Below are 22,645 nucleotides of genomic sequence, written 5' to 3' on the forward strand. Positions count from 1 at the left end.
CGTGGCCAACATTTAGAGGATGACAACTAAATCATTGCCCGCCGGCGACACGGGCTTTATTCTGCTTGCCTGATTAATCACTGAGGCGCCCATGAATCACCGCCAATTGCTTGCCATTCCCATGCTGCTCGCCGCACTGGGCGTCCAGGCGCAAGACCGCACGGCCGATCCCCTGGGGCCCCTGGCGCAATGCATCAACCGCAGCCAATTCCAGTTCAGGCAGCAGGACCGCTTGCCCGCGCACGTGACGACGCGCAGCGTCAAGCTGGCAACGGGAGAGGGCCAGGTATCGGTGGCCGATGGCTACCGGCTGATGTTGTTCCACAAGAGCAGCTTGCCATTCGTGAATCTGAAGATCGAACGCAGCGCCGAAGGCAGGTTTGCCGCCGACCGCGACACCATCGTGGCGCAAATGCAGCACATGTCGGCCACCAGCAAGCCGCCACAGCTGGTGCCGCTGGAAATGGACACGCGCCAGGGCGTGGAAGTGCTAGGATTGAATAACCCGAATATCACGCAATCGTCCGGCGTGATCAGTCTGTACACGCTGCTGCATGACGCCAGCGGGACGGTCGCCACCGCCTATCTGCTCAATCAGCCGGCAGACAAGCGGGCATTCGCGACGGATGCGCAGTATCAGGCCTTGCGCGACCAGTTCATCGCTACGCTGGTCGCCTGCATGGCCAGCCCTGCGCAGTAAGGCGTGTGCGCATTGAAGGAGATGCCAGCCATGAAAAAAGCAGAGCCGGGCGCGCGGCCCGATGATGAAGCGGCGAACGCCGCATCCGCTGCCAGCCAGATCGATGCGAAAATCGCCTCGCTGGCGGATTGGCGCGGCAAAACCCTCGCCAGCGTGCGCGCGCTGATACGCCAGGCGGATCCTGAAGTGGTCGAGGAAGTCAAATGGCGCGGCGTGCCCGTCTGGTCGCATGCGGGCATGATTTGCACGGGCGAAACCTATAAACTGGCCGTCAAACTCACCTTCGCCAAGGGCGCCGCCTTGCCCGATCCGGCCGGCCTGTTCAATGCCAGCCTGGACGGCAGCACGCGCCGGGCCATCGACCTGCACGAAGGCGCGCACCTCGACACCGCGGCATTCAAGGCGCTGATACGCGCCGCCGTGGCGCTGAATACGGCGCCGAAATCAAAACGGAATTCTACTTGAGACATTATCTGTATATCTGGCACGACCCGGCCGAGCGCATGCTGGTCGCTTCCGGCATCGAATTCAAGGATTTTATTCCTGCCCTCGGCAAGGCTGGCGGCATCGTGCTGCGCAAGGGCAGCGCCGGGACGGCCAGGCAACCTGCCAGCTACCAGACCTTGGCGCGGCAGCAACTGCCAGCCTTGGTGCAGGAAGATATCGCTGCCTGCGGCAGCCATGCCTGGGCCGATTGGCAGGGCGTGCCGCCCGCTTCACAGGATGCAGGCGTGGCCGCGATGCTGGACCACCGTGGCGCGCTTGCACCGCTGCCAGCCTTGCGCAGCCGCTTTCTCGCCTTTGCCCACGACGACGGCTGGTATCTGAAGCTGTCGTATGCGGCATGGGACGAGGTGGCGGCTTTGCTCGCCGGCGCCATCCCGCCAGCCTTGGGCACGCTCGATATGGATGCGCTGCAACGGGGAGGCGACGCTTATTGGCTGCAAGACGGCGTGCTCCAGGTCGAGCTGAAAACCCACGATATCGACAGCGTGCTGAACCGCCGCCTGTAAGGAATGGATAGTACGCCAGCCATGTGCCTGATTCGCCCCTACGCCAGCACGGACATGCAGCCCTGCACCGCCATCCTGGCTCTGGCCGGGCGCGACGCCTTCGGCCCTGTCGCCGGCAAGTGCCACTTTCACGACGGCAACGCAGGGCGAAGAGCTCCTCGTTGCCGAATGCGGCGGCATCGTCACCGGTTTTGCCGCCGTGTACACGGGCGACGCCCCCGATTACTTCCTGCACCACCTGTATGTGCACCCGGCGCACAGCGGCATGGGCATCGGCGCGCAACTGCTGGCGGCCGTCGTGGCGCGCTTCGGGCCCCGTCTGAGCCTGAAGACGCAGCTGGCCAATACGGGCGCACGGCGCTTTTATGCGCGCGCGGGATGGGGCGAAGATGCGGAAGACAGTGGCGTGGACGCCATCGGCGCGTGGATACGGGTGCGCTACCGGCAGTGAGGCATGCTGCGCATATTCGTCGCCGTCCGCCGTCATGGAACAGGCGAAATAATAATGCGGCAGGCCTTGAAAGCTGGCGATGCCCATCCTGGGGCCATCACATAGATCCCAGGCTATTGGACGGGCTCAAACATCACGCTTTGCTATCCATGAGCAGGGCCAGCCTGGCCGCCATGCCGGCATTGTCGCGCAGCAAACCATCTCTCTCCTGCGCCAATGCTTCCATTTTCTGCTGCGATGCTTGCCCATTTTCCGCCAGCATGTCGAGCTGCCGGTCTTGCGCGGCCAGCGCCACCTTGGCGTCGTTCAGCGCCAGCAGGGCCGTATCGAGCTTGGCCAGCAGGGCGTCGGCCGACGCGGCCGCCTGCAGATACTGAAATTCGAACTGGTCGCGCTCGGGGCGCACGGTGGCCAGTGCTTCGCGATCTGCCGCCGCGTCGTCAGCAAGGCGCGCGTGTTCCGCCTGCAACTGCGCCAGGCGCATGTCCTGTTGCACCAGCGTCGCTTGCTGCCCCTGCAGACGCTGCTGCAGCTGCGCGTTATCCTGTTCCAGCCGGCTGATTTGTTGCTGCGCCTGCGCCCGTTCCTCGCTGCGCTGCGCGGCGGCCGCTTCCTGGTAATGGTCGAACTGCGAGCGCACCTGCGCCAGTTGACGATTGAGCGCCGCGATTTCCTCGCCCCGGTCGGCCAGGCGCTGCGTCAAGCCCGCATTATCGCTGTGCAAGGTGGCCAGCGTGACGGCGCGGAAATGGTGCTCTTCCTTCAATTGCGCCAGCGCATGCTGGGTGGCGCGCAATTCCTGGGTGAGGGCGGCGCGCGCCTCCGTCAGTTTCAAGTGTTCGTTTTCCGTCTTCTTCAGTTGCGCCAAAGCCGCATCGAGTTCCGCGCGGTTCTGCTGCATGCCCGTTTCCAGCTGCTGCGCCACGTCGCGCTGCTGCTTCTCATAGACGCCGCGCATCGCCTCCATCAGCTCGGTCGGCAAGCCTGCCTCCGTTTTCACGGCGCCCGTGCCCTGGAACTCTTCCTTCCAGCGCTTCAACAGGGGAGCGATGGTGCTCTTGCTGCCCGTGCTGCCCAGCGCTTCGCGCACGCTGTCGACCGTGGGATTGCGCCCATCGGCCGCGACGATTTGGGCTGCTTTCATAACATCAGAGTACAGAATGCCGGTACGGGCCATAAAACCACCTATGAGCGAAATTTAGTAACGTATTACATGATACGTAATATTGTATAATATTACGATATAAATTTTCATAATTTTTATAAAATATAAGTCGCGATAAGATCGCTTATCGCGTGTTATGGGGGTGCTTTGCATGCTATTCTGTGACTCTCTTGGTACAAAACCCCGATTTCGCCGCCGCCATGCCCGATTTGCCCCTCCCGAAACGCCGTGCCGCCGTGCCAAAAAGCACCGCCATCGCCGCTGCGCCATTACACGGCGCCCTGATCGATGCCGAACTGGCCGCGCGCCACCAGGCGTTTCTCGCCGCCGCCACGTCCGACAACACGCGCCGCACCTACCGTTCCGCCATCCGCCACTTCCAGGCCTGGGGCGGGGCGTTGCCCGCCGACGAGTCCACCGTCATCCGCTATCTGTTGGCATATGCGGACAGCCTGAACGCGCGCACCCTGGCCCTGCGCCTCACGGCCCTGTCGCAATGGCATGTGTACCAGGGCTTTGCCGACCCCGCATCCACGCCCACCGTGCGCAAGACCCTGGCCGGCATCGCGCGCCTGCACGGCAAGCCGAAGAAGAAGGCCAAGGCCCTGCCGCTGGAAGACCTGGAGCTGATCGTCGCCAGGCTGGCCGCGCTGGGCAGCGTCAAGGCCTTGCGCGACAGCGCCTTGCTGCAACTGGGATTTTTTGGCGGTTTTCGCCGCAGCGAACTGGTGGGATTGACTGTGGAAGACGTGAGCTGGGAGCCGCAGGGCATGGTGATCACCCTGCCACGCTCGAAAACGGACCAGCTGGGCGAGGGCATCGTCAAGGCGATCCCGTTCGGCGACGGCGTCTGTTGTCCGGCCACGGCCTTGCGCGCCTGGCTGGCCGCGGCGCACATCCGCACGGGGCCGCTATTGCGCACCGTGAATCAGTGGGGTCATGTGAGCGTGAAGGCGCTGCACGCGAGCAGCATCAATACGATACTCGAAGGCTGCGCCAGGCTGGCGGCGCTCAATTACGTGCCGGAACTGTCCAGCCACAGCCTGCGCCGCGGCATGGCCACCAGCGCGCACCGGGCCGGCGCTGATTTCCAGGCTATCAAGCGCCAGGGCGGCTGGCGCCACGACGGCACCGTGCATGGCTATATAGAAGAGGCGGGCCGCTTCGAGGAAAATGCGGCGGGGAGTTTATTGAAGGCGAAGAGGAAGCCGGCGGGCTGAGGGCGCCTGGCAACCTCCGGTATTACGTAGATGCTACTTCGCTACGCTCCATTTCCAACTCGGTAGCGGAGCTTAATTGCGCCGCAATGAGAGCGCTCAGATCCACGTCCGCACCGCCGTCGGATACGTCCGCGCAGGTATCGATAATTAGCTGAAAACAGTTGTCGCATATCTCCCGCGTGTCTAAATCCAGCGGCGGAGGCGCCAATAACGCGATTTCCAGTCCCAGCGCGAAGGCGCGATACGCCGGATATTCCTCGTATTTCCCTTCCTGGTCAGGCGAGAATCTGATACCAAGTGCCTGGGCCAGAACGACAACAGTTGCTTCGAATGACAGCGTTGGTCGAATGTTCAGACAAGCCGTAAAATAGCTTCCACTTTGAAAATGGCGCATGCAACCTCTGGTGTAAATTTAAAATGGATGACCTCTTGCCACGTCAGGTTTGGACATACGTTCCTGGCCGGCTGAAGCCGCCTCAAATGCCATACTTGTTTTGAGCGGCGGCCTTAAGCTCAACCTGCGGCAAGCCTCCTTGCTGCCAAAACACAAAAAAGTACTCCAATATTTCGGCAGAAGCGCCCATATCCATAGGATGCAACACGCAGATGGCCGTTCTTATTTTCAAAACGTCTGGCTCGTCCGATTAATCTCGCCCTTCAATTGCTCGCCAGAGGCGTACACGCTCAGCAATGACTTCCTCAGCCGTCGCCGCACCGGTGATGAATCGATTCGCCACCGCTGCGGCTGACTTGGCAACCTCAGGCAACTGTGAAGTCACGCTTCCTATCGCCTCAATCATGAATTGCTGAGCTAAAAATTGCTCTGCAGGGTCATCCAAGTCCACCGCAGATGCGATAGCATCAAAAAGTTTCTTATTCAACATTTGTATTCAGTTTCAGTGATTGCTCGATGCCCACATCGGGGCCGATTCTGGCCGGTTGCGGTCGGCGGCGACCATCCGAAATTATTCCTCGTCACGCAATTGCTCCCGAGCTTTTGACAGCGCTTGACCATATTCCATATTAAATGGAGCTACTGATTTCTTCTCAAAAATGCAGCACAAATTCCAGAGCGCTCTTTGTTCTGCTTGGTCTATTATGTCCAATTGGCCTGAATCAGAGTAGCGCCTCAAAAACTCAAATAAAACAAGGGCCTCGTCAGCAGTAAGTGTTACGTGAACTTCAGAATTTGTATGCTCGTTCATATGAATGATGTAAATTCGCGCTTTATCTTTGTCTGTAAATGGCCGGTTGCCGCTGTTGGTGGGTGACGCATATGCCTTGTTTTTTTCTGCTTTTGGCCGAACTCAGCCTAAGTCTTCAGGACAGCATTTCAACGCAGTTCGTCAGTCTCTCCGAATATGTTTGCCATGTATGGCATTGTTGATTTTTTGAAAAGCAAAAAACAGGAAAGTGATTTTACGAGTCGTTCCTGGACAGCAGCCTGATGAAATGAATGCGCTCCCTGGCAGGATCGCCAAAGTGCTCCACCAGCCGTATCTGGTATCCATTACGGATCAGCAAACGCAGCATGGCGGGATAGCGGTTCATCGATTTCACCGTGACGGCCGCAAAGTCGTGTGCGCTTGCCCAGGCTTCCTGGGCTTCCAGCAGCCGCTGCGCCAGTCCCGTCTTGCGGTGCGCGGGCAGCACGCCGCCGAGCCAGCTATACAAGGAACCATCCTCGGCGGCATATCCCAGCTTGCAGCCGACGGGCTGGCCGTCCGCTTCCGCGATGAGCACCAGCGCACTGGCGGGCAGCCGCTCCTGCAACTGCGCCAGGCTGCGCCGCTGGTCGAATTCGGGTATCGCCTGCAGCACGTGCCAGGCTTCCGCGATGCTGCCGGGCCGTATCATGCAGCCGCTTGCTCCCGGGGACGGATGATCATGCAGGTGGCTGTCGCGTGCGCGTACACTTTACCGGCTTCGTCGCGAATCGTGCCTTCGGAAATGACCAGGTTGCGTCCCGCATTGATGACCTTGCCTTCAGCGAAGACCGTCACGTTGAAGGGCAGGGGACGGCACATCTTGATGTTGAGGTCCGTCGTGCCGTAGCTTTCGCCGGCCGGCAAGACCGTGTGCGTGGCGCAGCCCGTGACCGTGTCGAGCACGGTAGCGGCAAAACCGCCGTGCACGCCGCCCATGGGATTGGTGTGGGTTTCATTTGCCGTCGCCGTGAAGATGACACGGCCATGCTCGACCGTCTGCGCATCCATGGGCATGGTCTTGGAAATGCCGGGCCGGGGGAACAGGCCTTGCGCGAAAGCCTGCATCAGTTGCAAGCCGGTCATGTCGTTCGGGTGCATGGTAACTCCTGTGGTGGTGATGTGGGATGGGTCAGACATCCTGCGCAAAACGCAGGCGCGAGGCGTGCAGCAGGAAGCGGGCCACGACGGCCAGTTCTTCTTCGCTGAAACCTTGCTTCAGTTGTTCATTCAGGCTGTCGAGCAGGGGCAGGGCGGCAGCCAGCACCTCGCCGCCCCTGGGCGACATGTGCAGGGTGCCGGCGCGCGCGTCGAGCGCCGACTGGCCGCGCACGATCAGGCCGTTTTCTTCCATGCGCGCCACCAGGCCCGTGACGGCCGAGTTTTTCAGTTGCAGCGCCCGCCCCAGATCCTTCAACTGGCAGCCTTCCTCGCCCTTCAGGGCAAACAGGGCGACAACTTGCGTGCCGGAAAATCCCAGTTCGCTGCTGAAGACGGCATCGGCCGAGCGGAACAGGTTCTGTCGCGCCAGGTTAAGCAGATTGAACAGGCGCGGCGAACGCTCGCTCAGCGGGCAGGCGGCGGTTGTATCGGGGAGGTCAGTATTGGTACGCATGCGGAGTATACTACTACGTATGCGTAATAAATCAAGCAGATATTGTCAGTCCCGATGGTGGCGTCCGATGTAGCGGGCTCGCGGCCGTATCAGGGCCGCGCTGGCGGCTTGCTCAGCGGCATGCGCGATCCAGCCGGCCGAACGGGCCAGCGCAAACACGCTCATGCCCGCGCCTTCTGGCCAGCCGAACGCCAGCTCCATCGCGGCCAGCGCCAGGTCGGCGTTCGGCCTGATATCGAGCAGCTCGCCAGCCGTGGCGCACACGGCCAGGATGGCGCGCAGTTGCGGATGCTCGTGCGACAGCGCCGACAAGCGCTCCAGCAGATACGCGGCGCGCGGGTCGCCGTGCGGATACAGCGGGTGGCCGAAGCCGGCGAATTCCGGCGCGATGGCCGCGTAGTATTTGCCGATGGCGGCCCTGGCATCCCTGGCGTCTGGCGCGGCCAGCGCCTGCGACAACATGCGCCTGGCGGCCGCACTGCCGCCGCCGTGCTTGTCACCGGACAAGGCTGCCAAGCCCGCGCCCAGCGCGGCCGGCAGGCTGGCGCCCGTCGAAGCGACGCAGCGCACGGCAAAGGTCGATGCATTCAATTCATGGTCGGCCAGCAGCACGAGCGCGGCGCGCAGCAATTCAGCCTGCTCCGCGTCGGCGTTCCACGCATTGGCCAACTGCTGGTGCAGCGGCAAGGCGGACGGCGGCGTCTGCAGCAGGGCGGCGGCCAGGATGCGCATCAGTTCGGGGCCATATTGCAACATGGTCGCTGGGGCGGGCTTGGCCCCCAGCATGGCCGTGGCAAGCATGGCGCGCGCCAGCGGCGTGGTATCCGGCGCGCTGGCCAACCCTTGCGGCAGGGCAGGCGCGTCTTGCCGGAAATAATCGCTTGCGCCATCGTCCCACAGCAGCCCTGCGGCCGCTTCCAGGGTCGCGTGCCGGGCCAGCGCTGTCGCATCGCAGCCCCGGTACAGCAATCGGCCATCGAGGATGTGGGAAATCCGCGTCTCCAGCACGGGCAAGCCCCAGTGCATGGCAGCCACGGCAGTCTGGCCGCCGCGCTTGGCGTCATTCTTGCGCGCCGCGAGGCGCAGCACGTCTTCCTGCGGATAGCGCTTGCGGCGCGACGTTCCATTGCTGACGGAAGCAAGCAAGCCACGGCTCACATAGGAATACAGGGTGGGCAGGCTGACGCCCAGCAGGCGCGCAGCGTCAAGAGCGGACAGATCGTTGTTCATGGCGGCCATTGTAGCGTTTGTCACTTTATATTGATTGATGGAATCAAGATTGACGGCCCGGGTGGCGCGTCACTAGACTCATGCCTTTCCCGGAGTATCCATGAGCACATTTACCATTCGCACCCTGCGTCCGGACGACGCCGCCCCATTACTGGCATTCGAGCAAGCCAACCGGGCCTGGTTCGAGCGCCATATCGACCGGCGCCCGGACACTTTTTACAGTACCGACGGCATCCATGCCCACGTCGCGCAATTCCTGGATGAGCACGCACAGGGCCGCATGCACCCGTGCGTCATCGTCGATGAATACGGACAATTGATCGGCCGCGCCAACCTCAAGGACATCGACGGGCAGACGCAGACGGCCGAAGTCGGCTACCGCATCGGGGAGCAGCAAGGGGGCAAGGGCCTGGCCACGGCCGCGCTGCACCACCTGATCGCCCTGGCGCAAGACGAATGGCGGCTGGCCAGCCTGTGCGCCTATGCCATCGACGGCAATGCGGCTTCGATCCGCGTGCTGGAACGCTGTGGTTTTGTGCAGGGAATGGCCGTGCCCGATATTGCCATCGTGGAAGGCAACGTTGTCGATGGCCATGCCTATGCACTGGACTTGCAGGCGGCTGGGGTAGACTCTGTCCTGCCATAAAACCAAAGTTATCAAATATGAATCGCAAAACCCCAAAACGCATCGTCGTCATCGGCGCCGGCATCGTCGGCGCGTCGCTCGCGTATCACCTGGCCAGCAAGGGGGCAAACGTCACCGTGGTCGAGGCGGGCGGCATCGCTTCCGGCGTGACGGGCACCTCGTTTGCCTGGATTAACACCTCCTGCGCCGGACCGGACCCCATCGCGGCCTTGCGCGGTGGCGCCATCGCCGCCTGGCGCCAGCTGGAAACACAGGTGCCAGGCTTGACGGTGCGCTGGCATGGCGCCTTGTCGTACGGCACGCAGGATGGGCGCGTGTCGCCCGAATCCATGTTGGCAGATCGCGCGCGCATCGCCCAGCTTGAGCCACATCTCAGGCAGCCGCCGGAACAGGCCGTCCACGAGCCGGAGCAGGGCGCCCTCGATGCCGTTGCCGCCACGCATGCTTTGCTGGCAGCGGCCCAGGCGCTGGGTGCGACCGTCCGCACGCACACGTCCGTGCTGGGCTTTGTGGTCCGGGACGCGAAGGTGACAGGCGTGGAAACGGCCACGGGCGTCATCGATGCGGATGTGATCGTATTGGCAGCAGGCACGGGCACAGCCCAACTGGCCGCGCAACTGGGCGCCAGCCTGCCCATCCACGCCTCGCCCGCCATCTTCCTGCGCTACACGGCGCCGCCCGACCTCGTGCGCGGCATCATCTCCAGCCATGCAATGGAAGTGCGGCAAGCCGAGGATGGCACCATGCTGGCGGCGGAAGACTATGTGGACGACGCGCCGGAAAACCGGCCCGCCGCCATGGCGCAGCGCACGGCCAGCGCGATCCGCAATGAACTGGAAGGCGCCGAGGCCATCGCGCCGGAGTTCGCCTGCATCGGCCTGCGCCCCATGCCGTTTGACGGCGTGCCCGTCATCGGCTACCTGTCGCAGGTGGAAGGAGCATACGTGTGCGCCATGCATCCTGGCGTGGTGCTGGCGGCCATCGTGGGCCAGCTTGCCAGCGGGGAAATCGTCGATGGACAGCCAGCGTCGGCCCTGGAAGCTTGCCGGCCCGCGCGCTTTCTGGCGTGCTGATTCCTACGGCACCGGCGCCACAAACACGGGCAGGATGAACGGTGCTTGCTCCTGCTCATCGCCTTCCTCCGACGGGGCCTGCATGAAATCTTCGTTGCGCCAATCCCCGTTCACCACCCGGTCGGCGATCAGCGACAAATCCTGCGTTTCGCGCAGCTCGCAGCGAAACGGCAGCCGCCCATGCGAACGCGACACCAGGCTGAAGCGCAACTGGCGGCATTGCGCATCGTGCCAGCAATAGAACAGCATCTCCTCGCCAACGAGCGCGCTGCTGCGGGCCGCGATCAATTCTCCGATGAAGGCAACGATATCCGCCGCATGAATCTGCGGCGTTTCCTCGTCCGTGGGCGAAAAGCTCCACATATTGGTCATGGCTTCGTGATTGATATTATCGGGATCAATCTCCACGGCATCGTCTTTCGCCATGGTGAACCAGTTGTTGACGACGGTTGAGTGCATCATGTAAAGCTTTCAGTACTTATTGTATTTATTTGCGCATCACCGGCTGGATGATGCCGACGCATCCATTCATCCGCGACATCGCCCATGGTTTTGGCGGCGCCATCGCCTATCCAGGCCATGAAATCACGGTCCAGTTTGAATTGCGGCCCGCACTGGTCCAACAGGAAGCGCCGGACGTTTTGCGTGTTTTTATAGTGGGCGTCGACGGCGGTATGCCGGGTGATGAGGCCCCCATGCCAATTGAAATCCATGCTGTATCCCTTTGTTTTATCTTTTGGCTATATTCTCATGCCATCGAAATGCCCGCGCCAGCTTTTCCTTCATTTAATGGCCGGGACGACCGTAGTACGCGTTAGCCCCGCGGCCCATCCGCCAGCAACTCCGCCAGCCTCGTCGTCAGCCACAGACTCGTCTCGCTGAGTTTTTTGCCATGAATCGACAGTCGCCGCACCGGCAGGCGCGACAAAGCCAGGGCAGGGCACGGCACTTCCTGCAGATACCCTTTGTAATTGTCGTAGTTGGCGATGTTCAGGGGCAGAATCGCCCAGCCCAGCTCGTCCGCGACCATTTCCGCGATGCTATAAAAACTGTCGGAAAACCAGACGGCGGGGCTGAAGGCGTGTTCGCGGTTGAGCTCGGAATCCATGATCAGCTGGCGGTAGCGGGTCAGTTCGTTGCGGCTCACTTCCTGGCCGTGGGCCATCGCATGGCCTTTGGCCACGAACACGCCTTGCGCCACGCTGCCGATGTGCTGCTGTTCCAGCACGGGGGAGATGGGGCCGCGGTCGAAGTGAAAAGCCACGTCCGCTTGCTGCTGCTCCACGTATTGCGCCACCTCGGACGCCGTGGCGTTGAGCATCACCAGCTCCAGCGCCGGGTAGCGCGCCGCCAATTCTTTCACCAGGGTGCCGATGGCCAGGTAGGGCAGGGCTTCGTCCAGGGCCAGGGTCAGCTGCGCTTCGGGCGCGGCGCTCAAGAGCTGGGCGCGCAGCTGCAATCGCTCGGCCTGGCGCAGCAATTCGCACGCTTCCAGGTGCATCACCTTGCCCGCTTCCGTCAGCACGGCGCTGCGGCGCGAACGGTCGAACAGTTCCACGCCGAATTCCGCTTCCAGCAACCCGATCGAGGTGCTGACCACCGATTGCGCGCGGCCCAGCCGGCGCGCCGCGCCCGAGAATGAGCCGGCCGCGACGGCCGCCTCGAAGTAGCGCATTTGTTCCAAAGTCCATTGCATGGCATTCACCTATCTGTTTTACAGATGGATTTTAACTTGAATGCCATTCAGGGGCGACATAAAATGCATTTACATTTTCAACAACACGAAATCCGCCATGAAAAACGCTCAAGCCCATACCCCCGCCATTAGCTTTTCCTGGTGTCACGACGCCACCGCCGAAGATGCGCTGTGCACGTTATATCTTGATAACGTCAGTGCCGACTATATCTCTCATTCGGAGCTGCAAGGCGAGCGCGCCGACGCGCCCGGCAACTGGCGCGCGGACTTGCCTGAAGTGATCCGTGGCGAAATCCGCGCCGCCTTGTCGCATGACTGGGCCCATGGCGATTCGACCCTGCTGGCCGTGGCTACCTCGGGCGAGGCCATCGTCGGCATGGCGTTGGTTTCCATCGACACGCGCCAGCGCGCCTCGAAATCGTTCGCCGCGCTGGACGACCTGGTCTTGCTGCCCTCCGTGCGCGGCAGCGGCATCGGCAGCCAGCTGGTGGAGTGGGTAGCAGGCGAATTGCGCAGCCACGGCATCGCCCGTTTGTTCCTCGAATGCGGCGCGCACAACCTGACGGCGCAACAATTCTTCCAGGGCCGCGGCTTCAAGCAAGTCTCCGTCGTCATGCTGCGCGAACTCGACGTGCCAGCGGTAACCGCCGCCGTGGATGACAAGGATGGCGACCGTGGCTGACGCCCGCCGCCCCCGACAAGCCCAGGCCCGTGGCAGCCTGGAACGTAAATATTTGCGCAGCACCAAATTCATCCAAACCGATAGTTGTTAAAAGTTATACTAAAATCCATGAGTTGTTTATGCATCCAATGAAAAAATGGCTGACGCTGGCCATCGTCTCCAGCGCCCTGTTCCTGATCGTGGTCGACATGACCGTGCTCTACACCGCCTTGCCCGCGCTGACGCGCGACTTGCAGGCATCCTCTTCGCAAAAACTGTGGATCATCAACGTGTACGCGCTGGTCGTCTCCGGTCTGCTGCCCGGCCTCGGCACCCTCGGTGACCGCTTGAGCCACAAACCCGTTTTTCTTGCCGGCCTGGCCGTGTTCGGCATCGCCTCGCTGTGCGCCGCATTTTCGCCCGCGCCGGAATGGCTGATCTTTGCCCGCGTGCTGCTTGCCATCGGTGCCGCCTTGATGATGCCGGCCACCTTGTCCATCATCCGACTGACCTTTACGGACAACCGCGAGCGCTCGTTCGCCATCGGCGTGTGGGCGGCCATCGCTTCCGGCGGCGCCGCGTTTGGCCCCGTGCTCGGTGGTTTCCTGATGGAACATTACTGGTGGGGTTCCGTCTTCCTGATCAACGTGCCCATCGTCTTGCTGACCCTGGTGCTGGCCGCCGTCGTGCTGCCGAAACGGGCCGGTAACCGCGACAAGCCGTGGGATCTGAAGGGCTCGCTGCAAATCATGATGGGCCTGCTTGGTGGCGTATATGCGATCAAGGAGCTGGGCAAGTCGCAGCCGTCGTATGTGCTGGCTGCCGCCTCGTTTGCCGTGGGCGCCTTCTTCATGCTGAAGTTCGTGCGCCGCCAGAAGCGCCAGGCCAAGCCGCTGATCGACTTTGCCCTGTTCCGCGAACTGCCGTTTTCCAGCGCCGTGGCCGCCGCCATGGTGGCGTCCGCCGCCCTGATCGGCATGGAACTGGCGCTGAGCCAGCACATGCAACTGGTGCGTGAATTGTCGCCGCTGGAAGCGGGCTTGCTGCTGTTGCCGCTGCCGCTGGCGTCCGTGTTTGCCGGGCCATTGACGGGCTTCATGCTGCCGCGCGCCGACAAGGCCAAAGTACTGTGGGGTTCGCTGCTGCTGTCCGGTATCGGCATGGCATCGTATCTGGTGCTGCATGACGCCGCCGTCTCGGCCCAAGTGGCCAGCCTGGTGATCCTGGGCCTGGGCCTGGGTGCCGTGATGACGGCCGCATCGAGCGCCGTGATGCTGAACGTGGCGCCACAGCAAGCCGGCATGGCCGCCTCGATCGAGGAAGTGTCGTATGAGCTGGGCGCCGTGATCGGCGTGACGGTGCTGGGCACCATCTTGTCGGCCGTCTACAGCGCCACCCTGGTGATTCCGGAAAGCGCGGGCCTGTTGCCGAATGCCCATGACACCCTCGATGCGGCGCTGCTGGCCGCCGAGCAATTGCCGGCCGAACTGGGCTTGCAAGTGTCGGAACTGGCCCGCTCGGCCTTTGATAAGGCGTTTATTGTCGTGCTGGCAACGGCTTCCGCCATCCTGATGTTGGCAGCCGCCACCATCCGCCACCTGCATCTGCGGGCGCGCCGCGCGGTCTGCGCGATTTGATAGTTCAGCGCACCAGCTGCGGCGCCACCTTGTCGCGCAAGACCGTCCATTTGGCGTCGTGCACGGCCTGGTTGGGGTCGTGTCCGGCGCGCTTCACCACGATAAAATCCTTGGCCGGCGCCGTGATGCTGTCGAAGTAGGTGCGCGCGATGGCGGGCGAGGTCAGCAGATTAGTTGGTGGGAATTACAGCGTGCAATCCTGCGCCTGCTTGCCGGCGATAAAGCGGGTACTGGCCTGTGCAAAGCAGGCGGGCGCCGTCCATAACAGGAAATGCGGGGCGTTCTGCACGGTGGACAGGGCCACCTTGCCGGCCTTGCTCTGCGTCAAAGCCTGTACCTGCGCCTGCGCGCCCGCGTATGGCGTTTTCGGGTCCAGGGTTCCCTGGAGCACCAGAGTTGGCGGCACTTTCGCCGGCAAGGCGCCGAAAAAGGCATCGCGCGGGTAGGTGGGCAAGCCGCCGCCCAGCAGGATGCGGGGCAGGGGACTGGTAAACAGCAAGTCCGCCTCGTCGCGGTCGATGTCGGTGGCGGCCCAGCCGGGGCGCAACGAAGGCTGCAGATTGTTTTCCGAATTGCTGATGATACTGACCAGAGGAATCGACAGCGGCGACTGGGAATAGCTGCCCAGGCTGGCCGCCGCCTGCGTCAACGTGGCGCGCACGGACGCCAGTTCCCCATCTTTGTCCTGGTCCAGCTCGCGCAGCAGATACGGAATGCGGGCACGGGCGGCCGGCACGTCGAGCATGCCGCCGAGGAAATTTTTCAGGTTCTTGCCGGGAATCTTCGCCAACAGGGCGGGATCCGCTTGCGTCTTGTCCAGCACGCGGCGGTACAAGGTTGCGGCCGGCTCGGCAATCGCCGCATGGCAGGCCGGGTCAGCGTCGCAGCGGGCCAGCACCTGCATGCCGACCGTGTTGACCACGTGCGAACGCTGGCTCAAGTCCCAGCGCGCATCCGTTTGCGGCGGCACCAGCGAGTCGAGGATGACGCCCTTGACGGGCAATGGTCCCAGTTGCAAGGCGCGCAAGACCAGTTGCGTGCCGTACGACACACTGTATACATACACGGGCGGCTGTTTGCCCTTGGCCTTGCGTTCGCCTTCGATCAGGGCTTGCAAGTCGCGTGCCGCCATCGTGATGGAAAACTGGCCCGCGTATTCCGGCATCAAGTTGATGCCGGCAAAGCAGCTGCCCCATTCGGCGCCAGCCAGGGCGCGGCCGCCGGGACTCTGTTCCGACTCTTCCACCTTGCACAGGCGGGAAGAATTGCCCGTGCCGCGGTGGTCGGGGATGAGGAATTCAAAGCCGGGAAAGCTGCGGCGCAAGGTGGGCAGCAAGTTGTAGAACGAAGCGCCCGATTCGCCGGGGCCGCCCGCCACCAGCCACAGGGTGCCCTTGGCGGGCTTGCCGACAGGCACATCGGCCGCAAACTTGCGCACGAAAACGTGCATGGCGTCCGGATCACCGATGCCGCGGCCCTGGGCGTCGTAGCTGCCAGGCACGTTCAAGCCCGAACACAGACTGCCGGGGGCGGCCGTATCGGAACAGGGCGTGAAAAACATCGGTTCGGCATGCAGGGAGGTACCAACCAGCAGAGTGGCCAGCAGGGTCAGGCGGGGAAGGAAGGTCATCGGCTACTTTGGCAGAGATGGAGATCAGCCGCCAAAGTAGCGTTTTTTACAGCAATTGTCCAGATGGAAAGTTTTCCACGTGGATTTATTTGGCTTTACTGCCGCGCAGCAGCCTGAGGCCGTTCGCCACTACCAGCAAGCTGGCGCCCACGTCGGCGAACACGGCCATCCACAGCGTCGCCATGCCGGCCAGGGCCAGGCCAAAGAACACGGCTTTGATGCCGATGGCAAAGCTGATGTTTTGCACGAGGATGCTGCGCGTGCGCTGGCTCAGGCTGATGAATTCGGGCAATTTGCCCAACTCATCATCCATCAGGGCCACGTCCGCCGTTTCGATGGCCGTGTCGCTGCCGGCCGCGCCCATGGCAAAACCGATGTCGGCCTGCGCCAGGGCCGGGGCGTCGTTGACGCCGTCGCCCAGCATGGCGACCACGCCGAACTGCTGCTGCAAGGCCTTGATTTCATCGAGCTTGTTTTCCGGCAGCAGTTCCGCCTTGACCAGGCTGACGCCGACTTCATTGCCGATGCGCTGCGCCGTCAGCAGATTGTCGCCCGTCAGCATCACGGTGGTGACGCCCAGCGCATTCAATCTGGCGATGGCGGACGCCGCCGTGGGGCGCAGCACGTCGGCCACGGCGATGACGCCCAGCGCGCCGTCCGGCGTGGCCAGCACCATGGCCGTGTAGGCTTGCTGTTCCAGCCGCGCCAGGACGGCTTGCAATGCCGGCGTCAGGACATTCAATTCCGTCATCAGGCGCGCATTGCCCAGATAATAGGTCTGGTCGGCGATCGTACCTTGCACGCCGCGTCCATGCAGGGCGGCAAACTGGGTCACGGGCAAATGGCTGCCGGCGGGCGGGCCCGCCTTGACGATGGCGGCGGCCAGCGGGTGGGCCGAATTGGCGTCCAGGCTGGCGGCCAGCAGCAAGATGGCGTCGCGGTCGCTGCCGTCCAATGCCACCACGTCCGTGACGGCCGGTTTGCCCATGGTCAAGGTGCCCGTCTTGTCGACGGCGATGGCCTTGATGCGGTAGCCCGTTTCCAGGAATTGCCCGCCTTTGACCAGAATGCCGCGCCGCGCGGCCGCCGTCAGGCCGCTGACGACGGTGACGGGCGTGGAAATGACGAGCGCGCACGGGCAGGCGATCACCAGCATCACCAGCGCTTTATATACCCAGGCCATGAAGGGTGCGCCAAAAAGCAAAGGCGGCAGTACGGCCACCAGGATGGCGAACACGACCACGGCCGGCGTGTAGTAGCGGGCGAAATTGTCGACAAAGCGCTGCGTGGGCGCCTGTTTTCCTTGTGTTTCCTCGATCACCTTGACGATTTTCGCCAGGGTGCTGTTGCCGCTGTTGGCCGTGACGGTAACGTCAAGCAAGCCCCGTTCATTGATGGTGCCCGCGTACACGACATCGCCCACGGCCTTGTCCACCGGCATGCTTTCACCGGTGATCGGCGCCTGGTTGACGGACGATTCGCCGCTTTGCACGATGCCATCGAGGGCGATGCGTTCGCCCGGTTTCACGCGCATCAGCGTGCCGATGGCCACCGTGGCGACAGCAACTGGCTGCCAGGCGCCGCTGGCGTCGGCAACGGTCGCCGTGTCGGGCGCCAGTTGCATCAGGCTGTGCACGGCGTTGCGCGCGCGGTTCAGGGACAAGCCTTCGATCAGCTCGGCGATGGCGAACAGGAAGATGACCATGGCCGCTTCCGGCCACTGGCCGATGGCGATGGCGCCAAAGACAGCCAGGCTCATCAGGAAATTGATGTTCAGGGTGAACGTTTTCAGGGCAATCCAGCCCTTTTTCAGGGTCGGCCAGCCGCCCGTGGCGATCGACAGCAGGGCCAGGGCGATGACGAGGGGCGAACTGTCTTCATGCGTGGTCCACGCCAGCGCTTCGGCGCCGGCAGCGGCCAGGCCGGAGACGACCAGCAAGCCTTTTTGCAAGCTGCTGAGGTTGCCTTCATTCGGATCGCGCCTGACTACCGCGTCCGACTTCATGGGAATCGCCTGCATGCCGATGCCGTGCAGCGCCGCTTCCACCGTGGCCAGCGAGGGCAGGGTGTGGTGCACGTCGAGCACGCGGTTCATCAGGTTGAAATCGAGGCCCACGACGCCGGCCATATTGGCCAGCTTGTTGCGGATCAAGCGTTCTTCCGTGGGGCAATCCATGTTGGCAATGCGGTATTTGGCCGTGTTGGCGCCGGCGATGGGCGTGCTGGGCAGGACTGGGCCGGTTGGGGCGGCAGGCGTGGACGAGCACGCATGCTGGCTGGAACAGCAGCTGGCCGCCTTGGGCGCATGCTCGTGCTTGTGGTCATGCTTATGCTCGTGGTCAGGTGCGTGGTTATGGCTATCGTGCGGCATCGCATCATCCTTCCGGTTTCGTGTATGCTTCCATTAGAAACCCTGTAGCCGCTACAGGGTCAAGCGGAATTTGCATGAAAGAATGAAAAGGGGATGCCATGCGTATCGGAGAACTGGCCAAACGGACAGATTGTGACGTGGAAACCGTGCGTTACTATGAAAAGGCGGGCTTGCTGCAGGAACCGGGCCGCAACAGCGCCGGCTACCGCGAGTACCGGGAAGAACACCAGGAGCGGCTGCAATTCATCCGCCATTGCCGCTCCCTGCAGATCGGCTTGACGGATATCCGTGCCTTGCTGGAATTTAAGAACAATCCGGCCGAAGGTTGCCAGAGCGTCAATGAATTGCTCGACCACCATATTCTGCGCATTGCCGAACAGATGGCGAACCTGCAAACCCTGCAGCAGCAACTGGTGACCTTGCGCCATCAGTGCGACCAGCCGCAGCTGTCGCAAGACTGCGCGATTTTGCAAAACCTGTCCGAGGCGGCCAGCGGCCACGACTGCGCCTGCCATACCGAACTTCATTGAACCGATTGCTGCATGTTGAAACTGTTGCCTAAAAAAACTTTATTGACCTTATCCCTGCTGTCGCCGCTGAGCCATGCCGCCGATGCACCTGCCGCAGCCGGCCATTACCTGACTTTGTACGCCGTGCCCGGCGTGCCGCAAAATGATGATCCGTACACCTGGAGCACACTTGGCGGCAAGCAGCTGACGAAAGGCGTGACCAAGGCGGACGGCCGTGCCTATGTCAAGGGGGAGGAGGGGGAAGACACGTATATTCTGAAAACTGTCAGCATGCGCTGGCAGCTGAAGGTTCCCGCCGAATGCTGGCAGGGCGCCCCTGACGCCTTCCAGCAATGCATGCAACTGGCCAAAACCACGAGCCGCTATGATGAAGAGCAGGATGCGCTCAAACTGGCCAGAGAGAAAAATCAACAGGCCAAGGCGGTAGCCTACGAGCGGGCGGTCCGGGCCAATGACGATGCGCTGGCTTGGCTGGGCAAACTGCCGCCGGAGTGGTCCATGCAGGAACACGCCAGGCGCCTGCTGTCCATCGGCGACAAGATCCAGCGGCATATCGCCAGCGGCTTGCGGCAAGGCGGCCCCGATGTGCGCCAGTTTGTCTGCAAGGCGCCCACGGCCTACGGCGCATTGCCGCAGCAGCAAGCCGTGCGAGCCTATCAGCTGCAGCCGCTGCCCGTGCTGCACGCGGGCGCCGCCTGGGACCAGCTGCTTGCGGCTGCCGCACAGGGCAACTGGATGGCGCGCCTGGAAGTGTATTACGCCTTGGCTGAGCGCAAGGTGAGCGAACTGAGCTATGTGGAGCAGGCGCGCCTGGTGCAATTGATGCAATGGCTGCACCAACGCGAAATCGCCGGCCTGTACAGCTTCAGTGCCCGTACGATTGGCGATGGCGCCACGCAGGACCGCGTGGCACGCCTGGCAGCCATGCAGGGCAGCGTTATCGACCAGAGCGTCGTGGGCACGCTGCTGCAGGATGAGGACGATCCGGCACTGGTGGCGGCAGGCAAGCGGATGCTCGACTGCGCCGCAGCGGCCATGCAGTCACCGCGCTAACGCGTCAGCAAGGGCGGGCCACCATCACCCAGGCGGAAGGCGTCGACCACGCGCAATAAATCGTGCGCCTGGTCCTGCATGCTTTGCGCGGCGGCGGCCGACTGTTCGACGAGGGCGGCATTACGCTGGGTCAATTCGTCCATTTCCGTGATGGCATTGTTGACTTCCTCGATGCCCTTGCTCTGGCGCTGGCTGGCCGCCGTGATGTCGTTCATGATTTCCGTCACTTGCTGGACGGAGGCGACGATATCTCCCATGGTGCGCCCGGCGCTGTCGGCCAGTTCGCTGCCCGTTTCTATCCTGGCAACGGAATCCTCGATCAGCTGCTTGATTTCACGCGCCGCCGTGGCCGAACGCTGCGCCAGGCCCCGCACCTCGGTGGCGACGACGGCAAAGCCGCGCCCCTGTTCACCTGCGCGCGCCGCTTCCACGGCCGCGTTCAAGGCGAGGATATTCGTCTGGAACGCGATGCCGTCGATGACGGCGATGATATCGACAATGCGCCCGGAACTGGCCTTGATCGAGCCCATCGTTTCGACCACCTGGCCCACGACGCGGCCGCCTTCCAGCGCCACGTTCGAGGTCGACAGCACCATCTGGTTGGCCTGGTGCGCGTGACTGGCATTCTCGCGCACGGTATCGGTCAAGGCATGCATGGACGTGGCCGTTTCCTGCAAGGAATGGGCTTGCGACTCGGTGCGGGCCGACAAGTCGGCATTGCCGAGCGCGATTTCACTCGCTTCCACCGTGATGGTGGAGCCTGCCTGGCGGATGTCGCCCAATAAGGTGTTCCAGTTTTTCAGCACGGTGGCCAGGGCGCGTGACAGCTTGCCCACCTCGTCGTCACCCTGCGCCTCGATGCGCGTGGTCAGGTCGCCGGCGGCCAGCGATTCGGCGGCGCGGCAAGCATCATCGATGGGCCGCACCACGGAGCGCGCCACCCAGGTGGCGATCAGGGCCAGCAAGGCAAAGCCGATGACCATGGTACCCAGCGACAGCCAGCCGGCCCGCTGGCCCGCATTCTTGGTATCCTGCAACGCATCGACTGTGCGGTGATCGAGGTTGAGCAGCACCTGGCGCAACTGCCCGCGCACTTGCTGGTAGTGCCCGGCGGCATTTTGCATCGCGGCCACGCCCGTATTCGGGTCCATGGACGCCAGGTCCAGCGCCTGCGCCACGCTGGCACGGTAGCGCTCGATGCCCGGCAGCGCCTGGCCTGCTTCCGTGGCGGCACCCGAGAATTTCTGCAGTTCCTTCAAGCCTTGCGCAATGGCGTTCAGCTGGCCATCCGTTTGTGCGCCGAATTGCTTGAACTGTTCGTCCGACAGGCTGGCCGCGATGGCAATCTTCGCGTACACGTCGGCGTGGACCTGGCCCAGGGCAATGGCTTGCTGGTTCGCAAGCCGTTCGGCCGTCAGGGTGACGTCTTTCAATTCGCGCATGCGCTGCTCGTTCTGCTGCATGGCAAAGTAGGACAAGGCCCCCATGGCCAGCAGGCAAGCCAGCGCGACCACCGGGACGATCAACATCTTCTGTGCGATTTTCATCGGAAGCCCTATCGTCAAGAGAGCGGAAAACCATCCCGACGCTGGCGGCGCGGCGGCCTGCTACAGGTAGATGCCGCCGCAGACGACGGTCTCGGCCAGCTTTTCGCAATACATCACTTTCGGCTCGATTTTCTTGGTTTCCGGATTCGTGAATTTGTATTCCTGCCAGAACGTGCCCTTGCTCTTGGCCAAGTCGACTCGTTCCTTGACGAAAGCCTTGCCATCGATATCCTTCAATTCGATCAGGTTCTTGCCCACCATTTTCGGGTTGGCGCCATGCGCGACGACCGTGCCGTCGAGTTTATAGACGACCAGGTACAGGTCGTGCAGGATGAATTGCGGCGACTTGGCCGTGATTTCGCCATACGCCTTGGCGTCGCCAGCGCTCTTGATGTAGGCCACGCCTTTCTTGACCATGGCTTCGGCATCGGGGCGCGTGGCGCCGCCTTCCGCAGCGCTGGCGATACCAGGCAAGGTAGCGGCGGCAAGCATGAGCGGCAGGCAAATGGCAGGGGCGAACTTGGGCATGAAAATCTCCTTCACATTGCGGCAGAGGGACGCCGGCGGGGAACCGGTGCGGTAGGGAAAGTGCTGATGGTTCATGGTAGCGCGATGCCAGCGGGCATGCGCTGGTGCAACAGTTTTTTTTTGCGTGGGGCGTTTTTGCAACGCTGCGTGCAGCTTGCAAAAACGCTGTTTTCAGAGGAGAAACGGTGCTGAAGGCTATCGATACGCTAGTGTGGCATCCGCGCCGCGCGCTACCAGTCGGTCGGGTCTTCCGCCGCCGCGCGCGCCAGGTCGTCGCGCCAGTCCTGCTGCGCCAGGCGGTAGATATCGGCAAAGAAGGCGCGCGGGTCGTCCATCTCGTCCCACAGGGCCGGCAGCGCATGCGTGCTTTCGGGGTCATGTTCGAGGATGACCTGGAAATCGTAAGCAGGGTCTTGCAAGGCCTGCGCCAGCACAGCCACCAGCGCGTGGCGGTGGCGGTAGCCGAGTTCCTTGTATTGCGACGTGATGTCGCGGCGTATCAGCGCCGCGCGCTGGGCGGGATCATTCATGTCCCAGGCGTCCAGCTCCACGCCCAGGGTTTCTTCGCGGTCATACACGTCAAAGGGACCGAGGAAATGGTGCAAGGTGGGAAGGTAGAGGGCGTCGCTCCAGGGGCCGCGCAATCCTTTTTTCTGTTGCATGATGGCTCCCCC

The 22,645-nt window shown here is 62.7% G+C and carries 27 protein-coding genes; 11 read left to right on the top strand and 16 right to left on the bottom strand.

Features of this window, described 5'->3' with window-relative positions:
• Positions 1–91: 91 nt before the first annotated feature.
• From O3297_RS07025 to O3297_RS07040, 4 genes are all read left to right on the top strand, one after another.
• On the top strand, positions 92–700 hold the full coding sequence (locus O3297_RS07025; RefSeq protein WP_305048180.1) for a hypothetical protein: 609 nt from the start codon (positions 92–94) through the stop codon (positions 698–700).
• Between the two features lie 30 nt (positions 701–730).
• Complete coding sequence (locus O3297_RS07030) at positions 731–1,165, top strand: DUF1801 domain-containing protein (protein ID WP_305048181.1); 435 nt, start codon at positions 731–733, stop codon at positions 1,163–1,165.
• A complete protein-coding gene (locus O3297_RS07035; RefSeq protein ID WP_305048182.1) occupies positions 1,162–1,713 on the top strand; it encodes a hypothetical protein in 552 nt (183 codons plus the stop codon). The genes O3297_RS07030 and O3297_RS07035 overlap by 4 nt, the downstream gene beginning before the upstream one ends.
• 106 nt (positions 1,714–1,819) lie before the next feature.
• Complete coding sequence (locus tag O3297_RS07040; protein WP_305049620.1) at positions 1,820–2,164, top strand: GNAT family N-acetyltransferase; 345 nt, start codon at positions 1,820–1,822, stop codon at positions 2,162–2,164.
• A 133-nt stretch (positions 2,165–2,297) separates the two neighbouring features.
• Here the strand turns inward: O3297_RS07040 and O3297_RS07045 are convergent, their stop codons facing one another.
• Positions 2,298–3,308, bottom strand: a complete 1,011-nt coding sequence (locus O3297_RS07045) for a DNA-binding protein (RefSeq protein WP_305048183.1) — start codon at positions 3,306–3,308, stop codon at positions 2,298–2,300.
• A 257-nt stretch (positions 3,309–3,565) separates the two neighbouring features.
• Here O3297_RS07045 and O3297_RS07050 point away from each other — a divergent pair, with 257 nt between their 5' ends.
• Positions 3,566–4,549, top strand: coding sequence for a tyrosine-type recombinase/integrase (locus tag O3297_RS07050; RefSeq protein ID WP_370385424.1), 984 nt, complete (start codon positions 3,566–3,568; stop codon positions 4,547–4,549).
• 22 nt (positions 4,550–4,571) lie between these two features.
• Here the strand turns inward: O3297_RS07050 and O3297_RS07055 are convergent, their stop codons facing one another.
• The 7 genes from O3297_RS07055 to O3297_RS07085 form a co-directional block, all read right to left on the bottom strand.
• On the bottom strand, positions 4,572–4,943 hold the full coding sequence (locus O3297_RS07055) for a hypothetical protein (RefSeq protein WP_305048185.1): 372 nt from the start codon (positions 4,941–4,943) through the stop codon (positions 4,572–4,574).
• A 250-nt stretch (positions 4,944–5,193) separates the two neighbouring features.
• Positions 5,194–5,433 carry a hypothetical protein gene (locus O3297_RS07060; RefSeq protein WP_305048186.1) on the bottom strand — a complete coding sequence of 80 codons (240 nt, stop codon included), beginning with the start codon at positions 5,431–5,433 and terminating at the stop codon, positions 5,194–5,196.
• 81 nt (positions 5,434–5,514) lie between these two features.
• Positions 5,515–5,754: a hypothetical protein gene (locus tag O3297_RS07065; RefSeq protein WP_305048187.1), complete on the bottom strand. Its 240-nt coding sequence runs from the start codon at positions 5,752–5,754 to the stop codon at positions 5,515–5,517.
• 214 nt (positions 5,755–5,968) lie between these two features.
• Positions 5,969–6,406 (bottom strand): GNAT family N-acetyltransferase, encoded by a 438-nt coding sequence (locus O3297_RS07070; protein WP_305048188.1) that lies wholly within the window; start codon positions 6,404–6,406, stop codon positions 5,969–5,971.
• Positions 6,403–6,855 (bottom strand): PaaI family thioesterase, encoded by a 453-nt coding sequence (locus O3297_RS07075; protein WP_070279575.1) that lies wholly within the window; start codon positions 6,853–6,855, stop codon positions 6,403–6,405. Before O3297_RS07075 ends, O3297_RS07070 begins: the two co-directional genes overlap by 4 nt.
• 31 nt (positions 6,856–6,886) lie before the next feature.
• A complete protein-coding gene (locus O3297_RS07080) occupies positions 6,887–7,369 on the bottom strand; it encodes a MarR family winged helix-turn-helix transcriptional regulator (RefSeq protein WP_305048189.1) in 483 nt (160 codons plus the stop codon).
• A 45-nt stretch (positions 7,370–7,414) separates the two neighbouring features.
• On the bottom strand, positions 7,415–8,599 hold the full coding sequence (locus tag O3297_RS07085) for a citrate synthase (RefSeq protein ID WP_305048190.1): 1,185 nt from the start codon (positions 8,597–8,599) through the stop codon (positions 7,415–7,417).
• Between the two features lie 100 nt (positions 8,600–8,699).
• Here O3297_RS07085 and O3297_RS07090 point away from each other — a divergent pair, with 100 nt between their 5' ends.
• Positions 8,700–9,245, top strand: coding sequence for a GNAT family N-acetyltransferase (locus O3297_RS07090; protein WP_305048191.1), 546 nt, complete (start codon positions 8,700–8,702; stop codon positions 9,243–9,245).
• Positions 9,246–9,262: 17 nt separating this feature from the next.
• Positions 9,263–10,318 carry an FAD-binding oxidoreductase gene (locus O3297_RS07095; RefSeq protein WP_305048192.1) on the top strand — a complete coding sequence of 352 codons (1,056 nt, stop codon included), beginning with the start codon at positions 9,263–9,265 and terminating at the stop codon, positions 10,316–10,318.
• Positions 10,319–10,321: 3 nt separating this feature from the next.
• Here O3297_RS07095 and O3297_RS07100 read toward each other — a convergent pair whose 3' ends face one another.
• From O3297_RS07100 to O3297_RS07110, 3 genes are all read right to left on the bottom strand, one after another.
• Positions 10,322–10,780, bottom strand: coding sequence for a hypothetical protein (locus tag O3297_RS07100; RefSeq protein ID WP_305048193.1), 459 nt, complete (start codon positions 10,778–10,780; stop codon positions 10,322–10,324).
• Positions 10,777–11,031: a DUF6434 domain-containing protein gene (locus O3297_RS07105; protein WP_249153750.1), complete on the bottom strand. Its 255-nt coding sequence runs from the start codon at positions 11,029–11,031 to the stop codon at positions 10,777–10,779. The genes O3297_RS07100 and O3297_RS07105 overlap by 4 nt, the downstream gene beginning before the upstream one ends.
• Positions 11,032–11,132: 101 nt before the next feature.
• Positions 11,133–12,014 (bottom strand): LysR family transcriptional regulator, encoded by an 882-nt coding sequence (locus O3297_RS07110; protein WP_070279878.1) that lies wholly within the window; start codon positions 12,012–12,014, stop codon positions 11,133–11,135.
• Positions 12,015–12,111: 97 nt separating this feature from the next.
• On the opposite strand from O3297_RS07110, the gene O3297_RS07115 reads away from it, so the two are divergent.
• Positions 12,112–12,696 (top strand): GNAT family N-acetyltransferase, encoded by a 585-nt coding sequence (locus O3297_RS07115; RefSeq protein WP_305048194.1) that lies wholly within the window; start codon positions 12,112–12,114, stop codon positions 12,694–12,696.
• Between the two features lie 128 nt (positions 12,697–12,824).
• Positions 12,825–14,312: an MFS transporter gene (locus O3297_RS07120; protein ID WP_305049622.1), complete on the top strand. Its 1,488-nt coding sequence runs from the start codon at positions 12,825–12,827 to the stop codon at positions 14,310–14,312.
• 184 nt (positions 14,313–14,496) lie between these two features.
• Here O3297_RS07120 and O3297_RS07125 read toward each other — a convergent pair whose 3' ends face one another.
• Positions 14,497–15,942, bottom strand: a complete 1,446-nt coding sequence (locus tag O3297_RS07125) for an alpha/beta fold hydrolase (RefSeq protein ID WP_305048195.1) — start codon at positions 15,940–15,942, stop codon at positions 14,497–14,499.
• A gap of 85 nt (positions 15,943–16,027) precedes the next feature.
• Positions 16,028–18,313 carry a heavy metal translocating P-type ATPase gene (locus O3297_RS07130; RefSeq protein WP_305048196.1) on the bottom strand — a complete coding sequence of 762 codons (2,286 nt, stop codon included), beginning with the start codon at positions 18,311–18,313 and terminating at the stop codon, positions 16,028–16,030.
• Positions 18,314–18,411: 98 nt separating this feature from the next.
• Between O3297_RS07130 and cadR the strand changes: the two genes are divergently transcribed.
• Both cadR and O3297_RS07140 read left to right on the top strand, forming a co-directional pair.
• A complete protein-coding gene (cadR, locus tag O3297_RS07135) occupies positions 18,412–18,843 on the top strand; it encodes a Cd(II)/Pb(II)-responsive transcriptional regulator (RefSeq protein ID WP_305048197.1) in 432 nt (143 codons plus the stop codon).
• Positions 18,844–18,885: 42 nt separating this feature from the next.
• Positions 18,886–19,896 (top strand): hypothetical protein, encoded by a 1,011-nt coding sequence (locus O3297_RS07140; RefSeq protein ID WP_305048198.1) that lies wholly within the window; start codon positions 18,886–18,888, stop codon positions 19,894–19,896.
• Here the strand turns inward: O3297_RS07140 and O3297_RS07145 are convergent.
• The 3 genes from O3297_RS07145 to O3297_RS07155 form a co-directional block, all read right to left on the bottom strand.
• Positions 19,893–21,443: a methyl-accepting chemotaxis protein gene (locus tag O3297_RS07145; RefSeq protein WP_257219143.1), complete on the bottom strand. Its 1,551-nt coding sequence runs from the start codon at positions 21,441–21,443 to the stop codon at positions 19,893–19,895. The two genes, O3297_RS07140 and O3297_RS07145, sit on opposite strands and share 4 nt — an antisense overlap.
• A gap of 60 nt (positions 21,444–21,503) precedes the next feature.
• Positions 21,504–21,971: a cache domain-containing protein gene (locus O3297_RS07150; RefSeq protein WP_080753727.1), complete on the bottom strand. Its 468-nt coding sequence runs from the start codon at positions 21,969–21,971 to the stop codon at positions 21,504–21,506.
• 230 nt (positions 21,972–22,201) lie between these two features.
• Positions 22,202–22,633, bottom strand: a complete 432-nt coding sequence (locus tag O3297_RS07155; protein ID WP_305048199.1) for a hypothetical protein — start codon at positions 22,631–22,633, stop codon at positions 22,202–22,204.
• Positions 22,634–22,645: the final 12 nt, after the last annotated feature.

It is taken from the genome of Janthinobacterium sp. SUN128, assembly GCF_030587275.1.
GTDB lineage: Bacteria > Pseudomonadota > Gammaproteobacteria > Burkholderiales > Burkholderiaceae_D > Janthinobacterium > Janthinobacterium lividum.